The organism is uncultured Fibrella sp. (assembly GCF_964250085.1).
Taxonomy (GTDB): Bacteria; Bacteroidota; Bacteroidia; order Cytophagales; family Spirosomataceae; genus Fibrella.
The window spans coordinates 790,662-807,060 of the sequence record NZ_CAXUEC010000002.1 but is presented as its reverse complement, the minus strand read 5'-3'; the positions used below and the strand labels follow the sequence as shown (position 1 = coordinate 807,060).

The 16,399-nt window shown below is 51.6% G+C and carries 15 protein-coding genes; 10 read left to right on the top strand and 5 right to left on the bottom strand.

Annotated elements, in window-relative coordinates; translation table 11 throughout:
* Positions 1-6 precede the first annotated feature (6 nt).
* Positions 7-2,298 (bottom strand): carboxypeptidase regulatory-like domain-containing protein, encoded by a 2,292-nt coding sequence (locus ACFE8Q_RS08850; RefSeq protein ID WP_375445006.1) that lies wholly within the window; start codon positions 2,296-2,298, stop codon positions 7-9.
* 136 nt (positions 2,299-2,434) lie between these two features.
* Entirely contained in the window at positions 2,435-3,826 is a 1,392-nt protein-coding gene (gene tilS / locus ACFE8Q_RS08845; RefSeq protein ID WP_375445005.1) for a tRNA lysidine(34) synthetase TilS, read from the bottom strand.
* 32 nt (positions 3,827-3,858) lie between these two features.
* Between tilS and ACFE8Q_RS08840 the strand changes: the two genes are divergently transcribed.
* The 10 genes from ACFE8Q_RS08840 to ACFE8Q_RS08795 all read left to right on the top strand — a co-directional run bounded on the left by ACFE8Q_RS08840 (position 3,859) and on the right by ACFE8Q_RS08795 (position 13,536).
* Positions 3,859-5,775 carry an OstA-like protein gene (locus tag ACFE8Q_RS08840; protein ID WP_375445004.1) on the top strand — a complete coding sequence of 639 codons (1,917 nt, stop codon included), beginning with the start codon at positions 3,859-3,861 and terminating at the stop codon, positions 5,773-5,775.
* A gap of 147 nt (positions 5,776-5,922) precedes the next feature.
* Complete coding sequence (locus ACFE8Q_RS08835; RefSeq protein WP_375445003.1) at positions 5,923-6,522, top strand: T9SS type A sorting domain-containing protein; 600 nt, start codon at positions 5,923-5,925, stop codon at positions 6,520-6,522.
* A 127-nt stretch (positions 6,523-6,649) separates the two neighbouring features.
* The gene (locus ACFE8Q_RS08830) at positions 6,650-7,549 is read left to right on the top strand and encodes an outer membrane protein assembly factor BamD (protein ID WP_375445002.1); all 900 of its coding nucleotides are present in this window, start codon (positions 6,650-6,652) and stop codon (positions 7,547-7,549) included.
* A 7-nt stretch (positions 7,550-7,556) separates the two neighbouring features.
* Positions 7,557-7,871: a DNA-directed RNA polymerase subunit omega gene (locus ACFE8Q_RS08825; RefSeq protein ID WP_207329022.1), complete on the top strand. Its 315-nt coding sequence runs from the start codon at positions 7,557-7,559 to the stop codon at positions 7,869-7,871.
* Between the two features lie 99 nt (positions 7,872-7,970).
* A complete protein-coding gene (gene coaBC / locus ACFE8Q_RS08820) occupies positions 7,971-9,173 on the top strand; it encodes a bifunctional phosphopantothenoylcysteine decarboxylase/phosphopantothenate--cysteine ligase CoaBC (RefSeq protein ID WP_375445001.1) in 1,203 nt (400 codons plus the stop codon).
* Between the two features lie 15 nt (positions 9,174-9,188).
* On the top strand, positions 9,189-10,100 hold the full coding sequence (locus tag ACFE8Q_RS08815; protein WP_375445000.1) for a DUF4835 family protein: 912 nt from the start codon (positions 9,189-9,191) through the stop codon (positions 10,098-10,100).
* 78 nt (positions 10,101-10,178) lie between these two features.
* Entirely contained in the window at positions 10,179-11,843 is a 1,665-nt protein-coding gene (gene recN, locus ACFE8Q_RS08810; protein WP_375444999.1) for a DNA repair protein RecN, read from the top strand.
* Between the two features lie 99 nt (positions 11,844-11,942).
* A complete protein-coding gene (locus tag ACFE8Q_RS08805) occupies positions 11,943-12,422 on the top strand; it encodes a viral A-type inclusion protein (protein WP_375444998.1) in 480 nt (159 codons plus the stop codon).
* Between the two features lie 37 nt (positions 12,423-12,459).
* Entirely contained in the window at positions 12,460-13,065 is a 606-nt protein-coding gene (locus ACFE8Q_RS08800; protein ID WP_375444997.1) for an SCO family protein, read from the top strand.
* 30 nt (positions 13,066-13,095) lie between these two features.
* Complete coding sequence (locus ACFE8Q_RS08795) at positions 13,096-13,536, top strand: c-type cytochrome (protein ID WP_375444996.1); 441 nt, start codon at positions 13,096-13,098, stop codon at positions 13,534-13,536.
* Between the two features lie 15 nt (positions 13,537-13,551).
* Here the strand turns inward: ACFE8Q_RS08795 and lptC are convergent, their stop codons facing one another.
* The 3 genes from lptC to ACFE8Q_RS08780 are packed head-to-tail and all read right to left on the bottom strand — an operon-like array spanning position 13,552 to position 16,284.
* Positions 13,552-14,175, bottom strand: a complete 624-nt coding sequence (lptC, locus tag ACFE8Q_RS08790) for an LPS export ABC transporter periplasmic protein LptC (RefSeq protein WP_375444995.1) — start codon at positions 14,173-14,175, stop codon at positions 13,552-13,554.
* Positions 14,176-14,202: 27 nt separating this feature from the next.
* Positions 14,203-15,489 (bottom strand): outer membrane protein transport protein, encoded by a 1,287-nt coding sequence (locus tag ACFE8Q_RS08785; protein WP_375444994.1) that lies wholly within the window; start codon positions 15,487-15,489, stop codon positions 14,203-14,205.
* Positions 15,490-15,543: 54 nt separating this feature from the next.
* Positions 15,544-16,284: a type III pantothenate kinase gene (locus ACFE8Q_RS08780; RefSeq protein WP_375444993.1), complete on the bottom strand. Its 741-nt coding sequence runs from the start codon at positions 16,282-16,284 to the stop codon at positions 15,544-15,546.
* Positions 16,285-16,399: the final 115 nt, after the last annotated feature.

The following is a 16,399-nucleotide window of genomic DNA, read 5'->3' as shown; positions in this document are numbered from 1 at the left end:
AAGGTCTTATTTGACAGCCAGAATTTTAAACTCTGTCCGCCGGTTTTGCTGGTGCTCGCTTTCGGCGCAGTCTACACCGTCGGTGCAGCCATTCACAATTTCACTCTCGCCATAGCCGCGGGCAGTCAGTCGGCCTGGGTTGATGCCCCGTGAAGCAATGTAATCAACGGCGGCCCGCGCCCGGCTTTCCGAGAGGCGCATGTTATAGGCATCGCCCGACCGCGCATCGGTGTGCGACCGTAACTCGATTTTCATCGTTGGGTACTCTTTCAGGATCGCTACTACGTGATCAAGTTCGCGGGCCGCGTCGGGGCGGATGAAGAACTTGTTCAGGTCGTAATAAATGTTTTTGAGCTGAAAGATGTCGCCCTCACCATACAGGCCAAGCGAGTCGACTTCTGTGCGTTGTGTTTTCTTGCCTTTGATCACTTTACTCTGGGTACGTTTGGTGGCATACCGGTCTTTCTGGGCTGTAATTGTGAACGGCGAGTTGGGTTTGACCGCAAATTCGTAGCCACCATCGGGGCCGGTTACCACCGTTTTCTCCGATTTATCCTTCTCGTTGCGCAACGTCACCTTCACGCCTTCGGCTGGCTTCTGGTTTACTTCCGTTTTCACCACACCGCGAACAATGGTGTTTTCGCTCTTTTCCAGGTAAATCGACACGTTCATCTGCGGCTTGTTCGACTGTGTCAGGGTCGAGAAACGGATGCTGTTGGGCGCATAGCCATCTTTCACTGCCTTGAACTCATATTCGGTGTTTACATCAAGGCAAAGGTCTGTTTTACCTTCGTTGTTGGTCACCTTCAAATCCTGGTTTGAGCCATTGCGAACAATGCGAACGTCGGCAGCACTCAGCGGCGCCCCACTTTTGGCATCGAACACCAGGATGTTCAACTGCTTACACGACCGTCGGAATGAGTAAATATCGTCGTCGCTGATGCCCTTGCGCCGGTTGCTGCTGAAATAGCCCGAGGTACGTCCTTTGTCGGTAATCAGGCCAAAGTCATCCTTCTCCGAGTTGATTGGGTAACCTACGTTCTGTACATCGCGATACGGAACGCCATCCTTCATTTCGGCATAAAACACATCGAGCCCACCCAGCCCGGCGTGACCATCCGACGCGAAGTAGAGGTTGCCGGCCGAATCAACGTAGGGGAACATCTCATTTCCTTCGGTGTTCAACTCCTTACCCATGTTGACGGGGGTGCCCCATTCGCCGTTTTTGAACTCAACGACATACAGGTCCGTACCGCCATAACCGCCCGGCATGTCTGATACGAAATAAAGCCGTTGATCGTCGGGCGCGAAAGCAGGATGCCCTACCGAATATTCACTGCTGTTGAAGGGTAACTCCGTGATGTCGTGCCATTTGTTGCCCCGAAATACGGCCGAGTAAAGCTTCAGCTTACGCACACCGTCGCTGCTTTTCGCCGATTTACCTTTACTGCCGTTGTTGCGGGTAAACACAATGAAATTCTGGTCCTGCGTAAACGTGACTGGCCCTTCGTGGTATTTGCTATTCAGGGTGCGGCTAAACTTCTCTGATTTAGAAATCGGTTTGTTTTCGGCTTCGACCTCAACCGACTGATCGGCCGCTGGCCCGCCGCCACCCAAAACAGCCGTTGAGGCGGGTCTGGCTACCGGGTCGAAACCGGGAATACGAAGCTGGTTCGTATCGGGAAACGAATAAAGGTCGAGAAAAGGAGTCTGGTTCCAGGAGAAAACGCGTTTGATCACGCCGCCCTCATCGCGCGAGGAAACGAAGACAAGGCCCTTTTTATAGTACATCGGGCTGAAATCGGCCTGACGGGAGTTGATCGGTAGGTTCTGAATGCGATAAGATGAGGAGTCCAGATAGAAGCGACTAAGGTCCATGTACGTAATGGTACCGGTGCGGCCGCGCAAATCGTTACTCTGGCGCTGACCATACTGGCTATACATTTTCTGGGCTTCCCGGCTTTTTCCGTTCGAGGCGAGTGCCTGCGCATAATACAGGTAAACCTCGCTCTCCAGATCGGGGTAACTTGCAATCAATTCACCATAGACGCGTTCTGCATTCCGGGTATCCTGAAGTTTACGGTAGCTGAAACCGAGCTTGGTCATGGCTTCCCGGGCTTCGGTAGCATCAGCGGGTTTGCCGCGTAAAAACTCTTCATACAGTCGAACGGCGGCCAGGTAGCTGTAGTTATCGTACTGCTTATTAGCGGCCTTCAGTCGCCCGCTCTGCGCATGCAGGGTCAGCGACGTTATCAGCAGCCCCGCTATCAATAGCAGAACCCGTGTTGATCGGTTCATGAGGTAATCTGTTTAACTATGGGTTTCCCCAATCTCTATTAACAAAATAAGTGCCAAACTGAATGAAGGCACGGCGAGGAAACCTAAACAAACCATAGATCTGATGGTTGCGACGTGCCTTTATTACCCTAGTTGGTTATAGACTAAATCTCCCTGACTGCCAGTGCAGAACCGCAATACGGCGGGTCGCTCTGGTAATCCGGGAGGCCTGCGCCACGCGTAGACCGACCAGCCACATAATCTGACCATCTGCCTCCAGCACCCATACGCGTTCTCGCTGACGGATAGGTAGTTTGGCGTCGGCCAGCACATCGCTGATCAGCCTGGTGCCGGTCATACCTAATGGGCTGAAGCGATCCCCCTCCCGCCACGGGCGCAACACCCAGGGAAACGGTAGCGCATCGGCATCCAGCAGTGCCACCGACGAATCGGCGGGCCAGCGACCATCCCACTCATCGACGCTGATCACCTCAACAGATAAATCACCGGCTGTGCTAACCTTTAGAAGCGAAATGGGCCAATCGGTCAACTGCAGCGGCAAGTTTGGCACAGACTCACGGGGAAGCAGCCAGAGTTTGCCCCGGTCGTGCAACAGCCGGTGGGCGAGAGCCAGAAATACCTGCCCGTTACGGCCAGGTACGTTGCCGGCCCGTGAAACCGCCGCCCAGCATTGGGCCAGCACGTCGGGTGTAAACCCGAAAGGACGCAGCCACTCGCCCAGCCGGAACAGGGGTTCGGAATGGCGCATCAGGGCGTTAAGGTCGATAATAAATCCTTCATCGGTGGGTTTAGTACACTGATGAAATGAGGCGTCGAGGTCTTGTTGAAGAATGGCTTCGGCGGCCCGTAACTGACTCAGCGAACGGGGCAGCGTTTGCATAAGCCCGGGATTGATCGTTTCGAGCACAGGTACCACATGATGCCGAATCTGGTTACGGCTGTAGTTGTCCGATTCGTTGGAGGCGTCTTCCCGCCACTGAATGGCTTGTATCTGCGCGTATGCTTCGATGGCGGCGCGCGTGGCAAACCAGAGCGGACGAACCACCCGCGGTCTGGTGTCGGTAAGCTCCGATTGAATAGGCATCCCGCGCAAACCAGCCAGGCCTGTTCCCCGCGATAAATTTAGTAACACAGTTTCCAGTACGTCGTTCAGATGGTGGGCCGTTGTGAGAGCAACGTACCCATGCTGTAGCTGAAGGTGCCGAAACCACTCGTAGCGCAGTTGGCGGGCCGTTACCTGGATCGATTCCCGCCGATGGGCTGCCTCGGCAACGGTGTCGAATCGGGTCAGGTGGAACGGAACCCCGTACGAAAGGGCCATGTTCTGCACAAAGGCGGCATCAGCATCGGAAGCATCTTCGCGCAGGCCAAAGTTGACATGAGCCACTCCAAACGAGAACCCGCCCTGATGTAGTAACGCCGCCAGCACCATTGAGTCGAGGCCACCGCTGACGGCCACGAGCAACCGGTCTGTTTTGGTGAAGAGCTGGTGTTCGTTAATAAAAGCTAAAAAGCCGTCGGGTAGCACGCAGGTACGTTAGATTTGCATGTTGAAGGTACATGAACTTGATTACACAAAAATATACCCTTTCGCGGCCAATAGCCGTTTTTTTCGGATTCCTGACCCTACTATTCCTGTCAGGTACGTTGGCGTGGGCGCAGGTTGGCCGTCCGGCGGTGCCAGGTACGTCGTCGGGGACTACCGAGCAGGTTCAGATCTTAAACGCTGATAGCCTGGAGGTTAGTCAGGTGCCGGGTAGCGCCACAAGACGGCTGGTAGGCCATGTTCGGTTGAAGCACAAAGGGGCATTGATGTTCTGTGACCTGGCCATTCAGAACGCCAGTGCCAACGTGGTGGAAGCTTACGGAAACGTTCGCATTTTGCAGGGCGACACGATCACCGTGAAAGGGGATACCATGTATTACTACGGCAACACGCGTTCGTCTACATTGCTGAGTCGCGTTTCGCTGCGCGATACCAAAATGACGCTGACCACCTCGCGCCTGGATTACGACATGGCTAACGGCATTGCCCACTACCCCAGCAAAGGCCGTATTGTTGATAAAGACAATGTATTGACCAGCGAGGAGGGCTATTACGATACCCGTTTCAAACAGTTCACCTTCATCCGAAACGTTAAACTGGTGAACCCCAAAACAACGCTTACCGCCGATTCGCTGCTGTATAACAGTGCTACTAAGATGGCTACGTTTCAGGGACCGACCAAGATCGTGAACAAAGACGGTACGCTGGTAGCCCGTGAGGGTACGTATAATACGGTGACACGGGTCTCTAACTTTAGAAAGCGAGCGACTGCCTATGCCGAAAAATATACGCTCACCGGTGATACCCTCGACTTCGATAACCAGACCGAACTGGGCATTGCCAAGGGAAATGTGGTGCTGGTTGGCAAAGAAAATAACACCATCATTACCGGCGATAATGGGCGGTACAATGGCAAAGCCGGTATCTCGCGAGTGACCGGTAATGCGGTGGTGCGTTCGCTCGTCAGCAAAGACACGCTATATATGCGGGCCGACACACTTTTTTCGTACGATACACCTAGTGGTAGTACCGAAAAAAAACCGCGTAAACTGGTAGGTCAGAAAAATGTATGGGTCTATAAGTCTGACTTGCAAAGTCGTTGCGATTCGTTGGTTTATGCCGTATCGGATTCTACTATTTACTTCTACAAAAAACCAATTGTCTGGAGCGATGGCTATCAGATGGAGGCCGACACGCTGACGGCGAAATTGAAAAATAACCGGATCAATACGCTGCTTCTGCGTGGGCGATCTTTTGTTATTTCACAAGATTCACTCCAATATTTCAACCAGATAAAAGGCCGTTCGATCACCGCTTCGTTTAAGAACGTGCTGGATACAATTCGCCCAAAACCGGCTGCTACAGCCCGTACGCGTACAAAAACGGCCCGAACTGCTACTGCCAAGACTACAACTCCGCCGCGTACGACAACCGCCGTAGCCGGTCCGTTCAAGGTAGAAGATAAAACGGAATTGAATCGGGTGGTAGTAGAGGGCAACGGTCAGAGCATTTATTACGTAGTGGATGATAAGAATGTCTTTACGGGAATGAACCGCGTTGATTGCAGCAAAATGACCATCGATTTCAAGAAAGGCAGAGTGGGTAATATTCGGTTTTATGGCAGCCCGGATGGCGCATTGACACCACCTAAACTGATCACCGATGAGAAGAAAAAGCTGGACGGTTTTCGCTGGCGTGTTGCCGAAAAACCAACGAAAGAGCAGGTAATAAATGGCGCAAAAGCGGTGGGGAATAAGCCTGTAGCAACAACTTCATTGCCTCTGCCGGTAACAACAGTACCGGCTGCTACAACCGCCGTTTTAAAACAACAGCTTCTTTCAACGGGGTTAAACCCACCATTGGATAAAAGCGGCATTAAATTTGACGCTAATTTTAAACCAATACCCTCTAAACCGGGTCAGAAGAAGTAAATAGCAGCAGAATTAACAATTTTTTACTTTTTATCACGTTGACTTTGTCTTTCAACATACCTACGTTTGTGTTAGTCACAGTCAAAGCATTGATTTTCAGGAATGGGAAAATGTTTACATGTATATGGGTGTTTAATCGGCCTGCTGTTGGCCACTTCGGTTCAGGCACAGGTGCCTGGTCGGAGTCGGCTTGAGCTTGGTCGTAAAGCCACCCCATCAGCACCAGCGGTAACCAGCAGCAAGACCCAGCGGGTACTTCTGCCTGTGTCGCGGCCTATGTCGACGATGGATTATCTGCTGTCTCAAGGCAAAAACTCAGCCATGCGCGACTATTACCGGTCGTTGCTCATTGCCTCGCCTGTGTCGAGTACAAAAACGACCGCTACCCGTCCGGTGAGCGTAGTCGAAGGGTCGATTGGTAGCCTGTCAGCCGAGCGTTCTGCCGAGGAGACCATGCGAATCGATGAGCGGATGTATAGCAGCGACCGCCTGACTGTGTCCAACATCTATCCAAATCCGGCTCATGATGTGGCGGAGATCGATTACGTCATGAATAGCAACGTGGGTAATGCATCTATTACGTTGCTGAGCATACTGGGGGCACCCGTGGCCGAGTATACGTTGGACCGTAACGAGCGTAAGGTTCGGTTACAAACCCGCGACCTGCCTACTGGCTACTATTTCTATCAGCTATCTATTGAAGGCGTGAAAGTAGCGACCAAGAAACTGCTGGTGAAGCATCAGTAATAAGTCGGAAAAAGTTGACTTTCCCCGACTTTGTGTATAGACTCTTAAGATTTGTTAAGTGGCGCACCATATTGGCTACCTCCTCGTTTAAAGGGTGTAGCCATTATTTTTGTATATTTGCGACCTTATGCGAAACCGTCGTTTTTTTGCCTTAGTTGTTGGACTCCTTGTACTTGGGCTTTCGTCGTGTAGTGATTTTGCCAAACTTCAGAAAAGTGGCACCGACGACCAGAAATACAAAGCCGCCCTGAAGTACTTTGAAAAGAAAGACTGGTATCGGGCTGGCCTGCTGTTTGAAGAGATCATTCCTAAGTTGAAGGGTAGTTCTGAGCAGGAGATTTCGCAATTCAACTACGCCTATACGCAGTATAATCAAGGCTTATACGAGCCTGCCGCACAGCTCTTTAAGCGTTTCTACGAGACGTTTGCCCGGTCTGAATCTGCCCCTGAGGCCATGTACCTGTACGCGCTCTCGCTCTACAAAGCCACGCCCGGTTTTAACCTTGATCAGTCTAATACCATCACGGCTATGTCGGCTTTACAGGATTTTGTGAATACCAATCCCGACAGTGAGCATGTAAAAGATTGTACGGATCTGATTCTAAATCTGCGAAAAAAGCTGGAGCGGAAAGCCTATGAGCGTGCCAAGCAGTATTATAAAGTGAGTGGCTTCAGCATCGCCAACTACCGGTCATCGGTTGTAGCGATCAACAACTTTCAGCGCGAATTTCCTGACTCTGAGTTCAACGAAGAGTTGGCCTACCTTAAGGTAGACGCCGAGTACAATCTGGCCATGAATTCGATTGCCGAAAAGCAGAAGGAACGTTTTCAGGATGCTGTGGCGTTTTATAAGGCGTTTCAGGAGAAATTCCCGACCAGTAAATACGTAAAGCAGGCTGAAAAAATGTTTGATGGCAGCAAGAAAGAACTGGATCGCATCGCCAAAGAAGAAAAAGCCCGCGAAGAACTTAAAAAGCAACTACAGCCAAATCCCAACGCGCCAGCGAAGGTGACTTCGGCAAATTGATAAAACTATGGCATCAAATCCTTCGATTATCACGCGCGACACCGACAAAATCGCGGCAATGACCGGCAATCTGTACGAATCAGTTTCGATCATCTCGAAACGTGCCCGTCAGATTTCGACCAAGAATAAAGAAGAACTCAGCAACAAACTGTCAGAATTCGTTTCGGCGGTTGATAATCTGGAAGAGGTATTTGAGAACCGCGAGCAAATCGAAATCTCGAAGTTCTACGAGCGGATGCCCAAGCCTACGACGCTGGCAACCGACGAATTCCTGGCTGGTAAAGTCTATTTCCGGTACCCGGAAGAAGGCGAAGAGAAATAAGTCAACGCATTAATACATAATCCCACGTGAAGCCACGGAGGCACGGAGTTTAGACGAACTCTGTACATCTTTGCGTTTCACGTGGGATTTTTGCTGCTTATGGAGGCCCTTCGAGGTAAACGAATTATAGTGGGTGTATCGGGCAGTATCGCGGCGTATAAGTCGGCGTTGCTGGTTCGCTTGCTGGTGAAAGCTGGTGCCGATGTGCAGGTCATCATGACCGAGTCGGCCAAGGCATTCATCACCCCTTTGACGCTGGCTACGCTGGCTAAACGCCCCGCCCTGTCGACCTTTGTAGCCGATACGAACGGGGTTTGGCATAACCACGTCGAACTGGGTTTATGGGCCGATGCACTGGTTGTTGCGCCTGCCTCGGCGCGCACTCTGGCCCGCTGCGCTACTGCACTTTGCGACGATTTACTATCCGCAACGTACCTGTCGGCCAAATGCCCGGTTTTTTTTGCCCCCGCTATGGATCTGGACATGTACCGGCACCCAGCTACGCTCGAAAACCTGGATCGGCTGCGTCGGTTTGGGAACCACATCATTCAGGCAGAGCATGGTGAACTGGCGAGTGGTCTGGTAGGTGAGGGGCGGCTGGCCGAGCCCGAAACGATTGTCCAAACGCTCGAACGTCATTTCAGTCGGCAGGAGTTGCTGGTTGGTAAGTCGATCCTGATTACGGCCGGACCCACTCAGGAAGCGATCGACCCCGTGCGATACATCAGTAATCACTCGACCGGTAAAATGGGCTTTGCTATTGCCCGTGCTTTTGCGCTGGCTGGCGCCGACGTGACGCTGGTATGCGGACCAACGTACCTGGCCACGCCCGAGCCGACTATTAAACGGATAAACGTGCATTCGGCGCAGGACATGTATGAGGCAACGGCTCTGGCCTTCTCTACAGCCCACGTCACGATTCTAAACGCGGCCGTTGCTGATTATACGCCCGCACATCCGGCTACGGAAAAAATAAAAAAGAAAGAGCCTACGTTTGCCGTTGAACTTACAAAAACCGTTGATATTGCCGCCACGCTGGGAGCCCGGAAACGAACCGATCAGTTGATGATGGGCTTTGCGCTGGAAACAAATAACGAACGTGAAAACGCGTTGGGTAAGCTCCATCGGAAGAATCTGGACTGGATCGTGTTAAATTCACTACGCGATGCTGGCGCCGGGTTCGGGCACGACACCAATAAAATAACCGTTATAAACAGGCAGGAGGTGGTGACGGAATTTGACTTGAAAACCAAGGATGAGGTGGCCGCTGACCTGCTGTTGATCATCGCACAAAAACTATAAGTAACGCGCCCAAAGATGACACGTATATTGCTTTTGATCAGTTTGTTACTAGCTACGGTAGGGGGCACACAGGCGCAGGAACTGAACTGTACCGTTACACTGAATACCGATCAGTTGGCCGCTGCCCAGAAAGCTGATCTAACGTACTTCAACCAGTTGAAGGGGGTGATTTCCGATTTCATAAATAACCGACGCTGGTCGACGGATCAGTTTGCTCCGGCGGAGAAAATCAACTGCACGCTGACCATCAATCTGATTCAGTCAACGGCTATTGGCGTGTTTAAGGGAAACGCCCAGTTGAGTGTTACCCGCCCGGTGTATGGGTCAAACTACCAGACAACGACGCTCAGTTTTGTCGATCGTAATTTTGATTTCAGTTGGTTGCCCTCGCAACCATTTTTCTACCGCGAAAATCAGTATTCGGATGAGCTGACGCAATCACTGGCATTTTATGCCAACGTAATCCTGGCGATCGATTATGATTCATTTTCCCGGCAGGGCGGTAATGTCTACATTCAGCGGGCTTTCCAGATCGCAAACGTGGCCCAGACCGTATCGGATAATAGTGCCTGGTCGGCGCAGGACAACAGTCGACGCAATCGGTATTGGCTGGTTGAGAACCTTCAAAATCAACAGGTCACCCCATTTCGGGAGGGTTTCTACGCCTACCATCGGTTGGGCCTCGACGCGTTTTCGAGCAACCCTGTTCAGGCTCGAAAGTACACGATGGATTTGCTGACGAGCATTCGGCAGATTACCTTGCAAAAGCCCGGAGCCGTGTTGCTCAACTCGTTTTTCGATGCTAAATCTGACGAACTGCTGAATATAATGGCCGAAGGTACCCGCGACGAACGGAAGCGAGCCTTTGACTTACTCTCATTTTTAGATCCTGGGAAAACAGAGAATTACAGACGACTGTTGAATTGATGGGTACTGTTTTCAGACGACACACTGAAAACAGTACCCATCAAAATCTTTCTTCCCGGCTGATTGTTTCCTATTCGTATGCTATCGCACTTATTGATCAAGAATTACGCGCTTATTGACCAATTGGAAATGACCCCCGATCACGCCCTGAACATCATTACGGGCGAGACTGGAGCGGGTAAATCCATTATGCTTGGGGCCATTGGTCTGCTGTTGGGCAATCGGGCCGACACCCGCGTTTTGTATGACCCATCGGTGAAATGTATCATTGAAGGGTCTTTTGACGTGTCTGGGTACGTTATCGAAACCATTTTCGAGGAGGAAGAACTCGACTTTGCGCCAACGTGCATCGTTCGGCGCGAAATCAGCCCCGCTGGTAAATCGAGGGCCTTCGTGAACGATACACCCGTAAATCTGGAAACCATGCGGCGGGTTACAAGCCAGCTCATGGACATTCACTCGCAGCATGATTCTGTGTTGCTGGGTTCGAATGAGTACCAGTTACAAATTGTGGATACCTACGCTCAGGATGACGACCGGCTCAGAGCCTACCGGGCCGATTACCAGACATATCGGGAGCGGCAAACGGTTTACGACCATCTGATGAACGAGGCGGGTGCCATGCGCCGGGAGTTTGATTATAACAACTTTCTGTACGAAGAACTGGCCAAGGCCAACTTGCAGGCCGATGAGCAGGAGTCGCTGGAGCAGGAGTTGAACGTTCTGGAAAACGCAGGGGAGATCAAAGAACGCTTACAGATGGCGTCTGAATACCTTGATAACCCCGAGCAGTCGGTGGTGGCGTTGCTGAAAAGTGCGGTTGGCTGTCTTAATCAGGTGAGTAAAGTCGCTGATCAGTATCGGCCCTTGCAGGAACGGGCACAAAGTGCGCTGATCGAGTTACGCGACCTGTCGGATGAAATTTCTACGGAGCAGGAAGCCGTAGAGATGGACGATACCCGGACTGAGGCCGTGCGCGAACGATTGAATCTGATCTACCAGTTGCAGACCAAACACCAGGCGAAAGACGTGGCGACGTTGATTGCCTTGCGGAATGAACTGGAACAGAAAGTAAGCAAAGTGCTTAATCTTGACGAAGAGATCGACAAAGCGAAAGCCAAAGCCGACGCTGCTCAGAAGAAAATGAATGCCAGCGCCGAAGCATTATCGAAGAGTCGACTGGCGGCGCTGAAGCCAATCGAAAAAGAGATAAAAGGTTTGCTCAACGATTTGGGCATGCCAAATGCCTCTCTGCAGATTCACGCCGAGCGTGGCCGACCTACGCCCACGGGTATCGATACGGTTTCGTTCCTGTTCAGTGCCAATAAGGGTGTGAAGCCCCAACAACTCAAAAATGTAGCGTCGGGTGGTGAGTTTTCGCGTTTGATGATGGCGATCAAATACATCCTGGCCAGCAAACGATCATTGCCAACAATCATCTTTGATGAGATCGACACGGGCGTGTCGGGCGAGATTGCGATCAAAATGGGGCAGATGATGCGCGATATGGCGCATACGCACCAGCTTATCTCCATCACGCACCTGCCCCAGATTGCTGCACAGGGTATGGCTCATTATTTCGTCTATAAAGATCATTCGGCTGCCAAAACGGTGAGCCGGGTACGTAAGCTCACCTTTGAAGAGCGGGTGCAGGAAATTGCGCAGATGATTGGCGGTAAATCACCATCGCCGAGTGCCGTAAGCAGCGCTCGTGAAATCCTGGAACAGAACGCAGTTGCTTAAGCCTCCGTGCGGTAATGTAGCGGGTCAACCTGCTCGGTCTTTACATTGCCGCTAAAGCTAAAAAAGCTCATTAACTAGTTGATAATAAATTAAAAATCAATGAAATACGTAATACCCGCCATCGCATTAGCCTTAGCCCTCACTGCCTGCGGTACTAAAGAAAAAACGGGTCACGAAGGGCATGATATGTCCATGAGCGAAGCAAGTACGCCGATTGATAAAGCGGAGAAGGAAGTCTTTGCCGTACATGATGAGGTGATGCCCAGGATCGACAATATCATGAAGCTAAAGAAGGAACTGAACGGGAAACTGTCGGCTTTAGATAGTATGCAGGGTACACCCAGCGAGACCGTCCGGGTCGACGAGCAAAAAGCCCAGGTACGTCAGTTGGTTCGCCGCCTTACCGAGGCCGACAGCCTGATGATGGACTGGATGAGCCGTTATAATGGCGACACGCTGAAGAAACTGCCCGAAGCCGATGCCTTGCGGTATCTGGCTGAACAGAAGCAACTTATCAACAATGCAAAAGCAAAGATTAACCAGAGCATCGGGCAGGCGCAGACGTACCTCAAACAGTAGTCTTATCGCTCGTCTGGTCAGCTTGGCGCCAGCTATCATGCTGTTTTTCGGCATGGCTGGATGCACCCAAACGGACAAACTTCCCATCCTGGGCGAACGCGAAGCAGTAACGAAAGAGGTGGACGGTAAGACCGTAACTGATTCCGTCTATCATACCATTCCCGATTTCAAATTTGTTAGTCAGAATGGGGATACGGTAACAGCAGCAACGGTAAAGAACAAAATCTACGTGGCTGACTTTTTCTTTACCTCCTGCCCAACGATCTGCCCGAAAATGAAAACGCAGTTGAAGCGTGTTTACGAGCGTTTTAAGGCTAACCCAGACGTACTCTTGCTATCGCACACCATCGATCCTGCTCACGATTCGGTGCCGGTGCTGAAAGAGTTTGCGCAGGAACTGGGCGTAACCGGCAAAAACTGGTTGTTTGTCACCGGCGACCGTGATAAAATTTATGACATCGGTCAGAACAGCTATATGGTTACGGCCCAAGAAGACTCGTCGGCACCCGGCGGTGTAGTGCACAGTGGCGCGTTTATTCTCGTCGATAAAGACCGTCATATCCGTGGAATTTACGACGGTACGACCGAGACCGGCGTCGACAAACTAATGGCGGATATGGACAAGCTGTTGAATGAGAAATGAGTAATGGATCTGCGCCGCAGTTGACAAATTATGCCCCAATTTTATAAGAAACGAATAGTCTGTTACGCTGTATTCAGCTTATTTCTCGTGGTGGCTTTCTCTTCCTGCCAGAGCGATGAAGAGACAAAGCGGCAGAAATACATCACCGAAGGCATTTTGCTGTACCGGAAAAACTGCGCGAATTGCCATCAGGCCGACGGGGCTGGCCTGGCCGGTTTATACCCACCGTTAGTCAACTCCGACTACCTGCGAGCCAACAAGAATGCGGTGATCTGCTCGATTCGATACGGGCAACAGGGGCCAATTAAGGTAAACGGAAAGACCTATAACCGGGTGATGCCGCCGCAGTTGCAGTTGAGCAACCTGGAAGTAGCCGAAATCACGACCTACATTTATAGTCAATGGGGCAACGATAAACGGCTGATAACGGGTAAAGCAGCGGAAGCCTTACTAGCGAAATGCGCCGAATAGTTTAGTAACCAGTAACTAGATACCTCCTTCCAGGTTAAAGACACCGGTTGGTTTGCGGATTGAATAGCGCGAAAAATCCTGGTTCGCGTCGAGACCGAGGCCGTACAGTTTTTCGCCGGTTAGTTGGCTGGAAACGATAACCCGTCTGTCCGTAAATACCTTCTTGGTGTTGGGATTCCAGTTTAACAGGTTGGTTTGTAACTTCTCCTGTTTGGCCTTGTTGATGACGACTACGTGCCCCATCACCGTGTAGAGGTCTTTTGCCTTGTCGTACTTCCCTGAGTCGGAACGTAACGTAGTAACTACCTGTGATCCAGTCGGGTCGTAAAAATCGATGAAGACTTCTTTCGGGTATTTCCGGTCCTCGTTGATGAAACGCAACTGACGGGCCGTGGTCAGTTTCACGCGCATCAGTGCAGATTCACTGTATAACAGTTTTACATTATTGATCTCTTCGATGGGTCCCTTGTAGGCTACTGATTGAACAGGTTTCTTATCCTCTTCACAGGCCAGAAGCAGGGCCAGAAAAGGCAGTACAACACCAAGTTGAAGCAGACGTGGCGTCTGGGCGATTACAGAGCGCAGTTGGCTACACAACGGGTGGGGGAGGAGCGATGTCAGGGCGAAACCACGGTTCATGTTGGTACAAACAGCCTTACCTGTTTCCTAATCGATCACCGTTTTGCGGAACCACCAGTCATTGAGCGAGAAGCCGACGGCTACTTTAAAATAGCGTTCACGAATCTGGGCGCCTGTCAATACACCCCGCTGACCAGCTACGAAAGCCAGATTGATGTGGTTTACGAAATAGGCACCCACCGGAATGGAGAAACCAAGGCTCCCGTTTACATCTTTCAACTGAACGCCTTGAACCTGATAAGGCAGTTGATTGTATTGGAAACCAGCGCGGTAGGTAATCAGGTCGCGGTAGCGGGTCGAGGTGGGTTTGGGCGTGAATTCAACGCCAACCGATGAATGGAACGCATCGCGAAGGTTGCCCGGCTGATCGGTGATTGTTCTAAACTGGCTCCACGATTGCATACCAGCCTCTACGCCGATCGCCAATTGATTATTCTTTTCGAGCGTAATACCGAACTGGATATGCTGTGGAAGGGGCACACGGCCATCGCTGTTGGAACGAAGCGTATCACTGCCCGACACAACCGAGCCACCACTGGCCGTTAACTGTTGATACACATCGGTTTCAGTGCCACTCAGGTTTGATTTTGGGGCGAACGTAGCACCGATGTTCAATGCATAGTTCTTGCCGAGTGTCGGACGCCAGGCAGCCCCCAGGTTCCAGACAATGTCGCTGTAGTTTACCCGGTTTACCCGCGAGGTGACCAGGTCAGATGAGGAATTGATCAATACCTGTGCATCGGAGCTGGACGAGATATTGCCAAATATGAACGAAGCGTCGGCACCCAGATAAATGTTTTTACCTAGCCGGACTCCATTGCTGATCGAGGCACGGTTGAGAGCCCCTTTGCCTGAATAGTCGAACTGGGTTTCGTAGATCGTGCCCGGAATCTTGCCGTAGGTGCGTGTCTTATAGTCAACATAGCTGTAGGGCCGAAGACTAATCGCCGTATTCCAGCGCGATGACAGCGGAAAAGCCAGTGCCAGGTAGCTCAGGTTAGCCCCAAAGTCGCGCTGGGTCAGTGGCTCGTTCTGAACCAGTTGGCTGATGGTTTTCTGCTGACCCAGCAAGCCGATCTCGAAGATGGTGAAGCGGGTGCGGCGAGCCAGTAGCGCCGGGTTCTGACTGTTTAGGTAGAAAGGGCTGGCATAACTCACGCCAACGCCACCCATACCGATGTTGGCAACGTTTGTGGCAGGCAAAATTTCACCAAGGCCAAGGGCCGAATAAGGCGAGTTGCCAAGGCCCTGCGCCCGAAGTGTGGAGGTGGTCAGCAGACTAAGGCCAGCGGCCAGAAGAATTAAATTTTTCACAAAAAAACGTGTCAGATGCCGGTCGGTTTCGGTCAGATGATAAAAACGGCGGCATTACGGTTGCACATGAGTCAACAGAATGCGATTTAAGCCTTGCAATACCAACTCCGGTACTGCAAATATACCCGGTTTCAGGCGGTTTATGAACAATGAACTATCGCCTCCGCATACGATGACCCGAAGATTAGGATGAAGGTTGGTGTATTCGTCGATAATTCCCGCCAGTTCAAGCGCCATGCCGTTGAGCGCACCACTCAACATCGCCTCCTTCGTAGAGCGGGCGGTCAGCGGTGGCCAGGCGTCCTCGTCAGGTACGTTGTCGATCAGCGGCAGGCGGGCTGTAAAGGTGTGCATGGCCTGTAACCGCATGCGTAAACCGGGTGAAATAAGGCCACCCCGAAACGTGTTGTCGGCAGAGACAAAATCGGCGGTAATACACGTACCCAGGTCCAGGATCAGGCAATTCTGAGCGGGAAATAAAGCCGATGCCCCCACTGCCGCCGCCAGGCGATCGGCTCCCAGGGTGTGCGGCGTTCCGTACGCGTTTTGAATTGGAATAGCTAACAGGCTGCTCATTAACAGCCAGTTAGCACCACCGTCGAACGCATCCAGTAGCTGCCGAAGCTCATCGGCCGGGCGGCTGGTCGACGACGCGATAACGTACCTGGGCGGCGTTGCCAGCAGGGCCAGGCCCAATGCTTCGGCAGAGACGTACCTGGCCGTTTCAACCAGGCGATCTCCGGTGAACCAGCCCGCTTTAATGCGTGTATTTCCCCAGTCGATGACTAGATTCATAAGGGTGAAGATGATTTTTTCAGGCAGGATCAACAGGATAATAACGTGAGGCCAAAGGCGCAACGCATCTGCTTAAGACTAGACATCCTGTCAGAAAACTTAAACGGTTAGCGGC

Excerpts from the sequence above, each read along its gene's own strand:
- ACFE8Q_RS08850 (WP_375445006.1), bottom strand. The coding sequence starts at position 2,298 with ATGAACCGATCAACACGGGTTCTGCTATTGATAGCGGGGCTGCTGATA.
- ACFE8Q_RS08825 (WP_207329022.1), top strand. The coding sequence starts at position 7,557 with ATGGCATCAAATCCTTCGATTATCACGCGCGACACCGACAAAATCGCG.
- ACFE8Q_RS08805 (WP_375444998.1), top strand. The coding sequence starts at position 11,943 with ATGAAATACGTAATACCCGCCATCGCATTAGCCTTAGCCCTCACTGCC.
- ACFE8Q_RS08795 (WP_375444996.1), top strand. The coding sequence starts at position 13,096 with ATGCCCCAATTTTATAAGAAACGAATAGTCTGTTACGCTGTATTCAGC.
- ACFE8Q_RS08815 (WP_375445000.1), top strand. The coding sequence starts at position 9,189 with ATGACACGTATATTGCTTTTGATCAGTTTGTTACTAGCTACGGTAGGG.
- coaBC (WP_375445001.1), top strand. The coding sequence starts at position 7,971 with ATGGAGGCCCTTCGAGGTAAACGAATTATAGTGGGTGTATCGGGCAGT.
- ACFE8Q_RS08840 (WP_375445004.1), top strand. The coding sequence starts at position 3,859 with ATGAACTTGATTACACAAAAATATACCCTTTCGCGGCCAATAGCCGTT.
- recN (WP_375444999.1), top strand. The coding sequence starts at position 10,179 with ATGCTATCGCACTTATTGATCAAGAATTACGCGCTTATTGACCAATTG.
- ACFE8Q_RS08780 (WP_375444993.1), bottom strand. The coding sequence starts at position 16,284 with ATGAATCTAGTCATCGACTGGGGAAATACACGCATTAAAGCGGGCTGG.
- ACFE8Q_RS08800 (WP_375444997.1), top strand. The coding sequence starts at position 12,460 with ATGCTGTTTTTCGGCATGGCTGGATGCACCCAAACGGACAAACTTCCC.
- ACFE8Q_RS08830 (WP_375445002.1), top strand. The coding sequence starts at position 6,650 with ATGCGAAACCGTCGTTTTTTTGCCTTAGTTGTTGGACTCCTTGTACTT.
- lptC (WP_375444995.1), bottom strand. The coding sequence starts at position 14,175 with ATGAACCGTGGTTTCGCCCTGACATCGCTCCTCCCCCACCCGTTGTGT.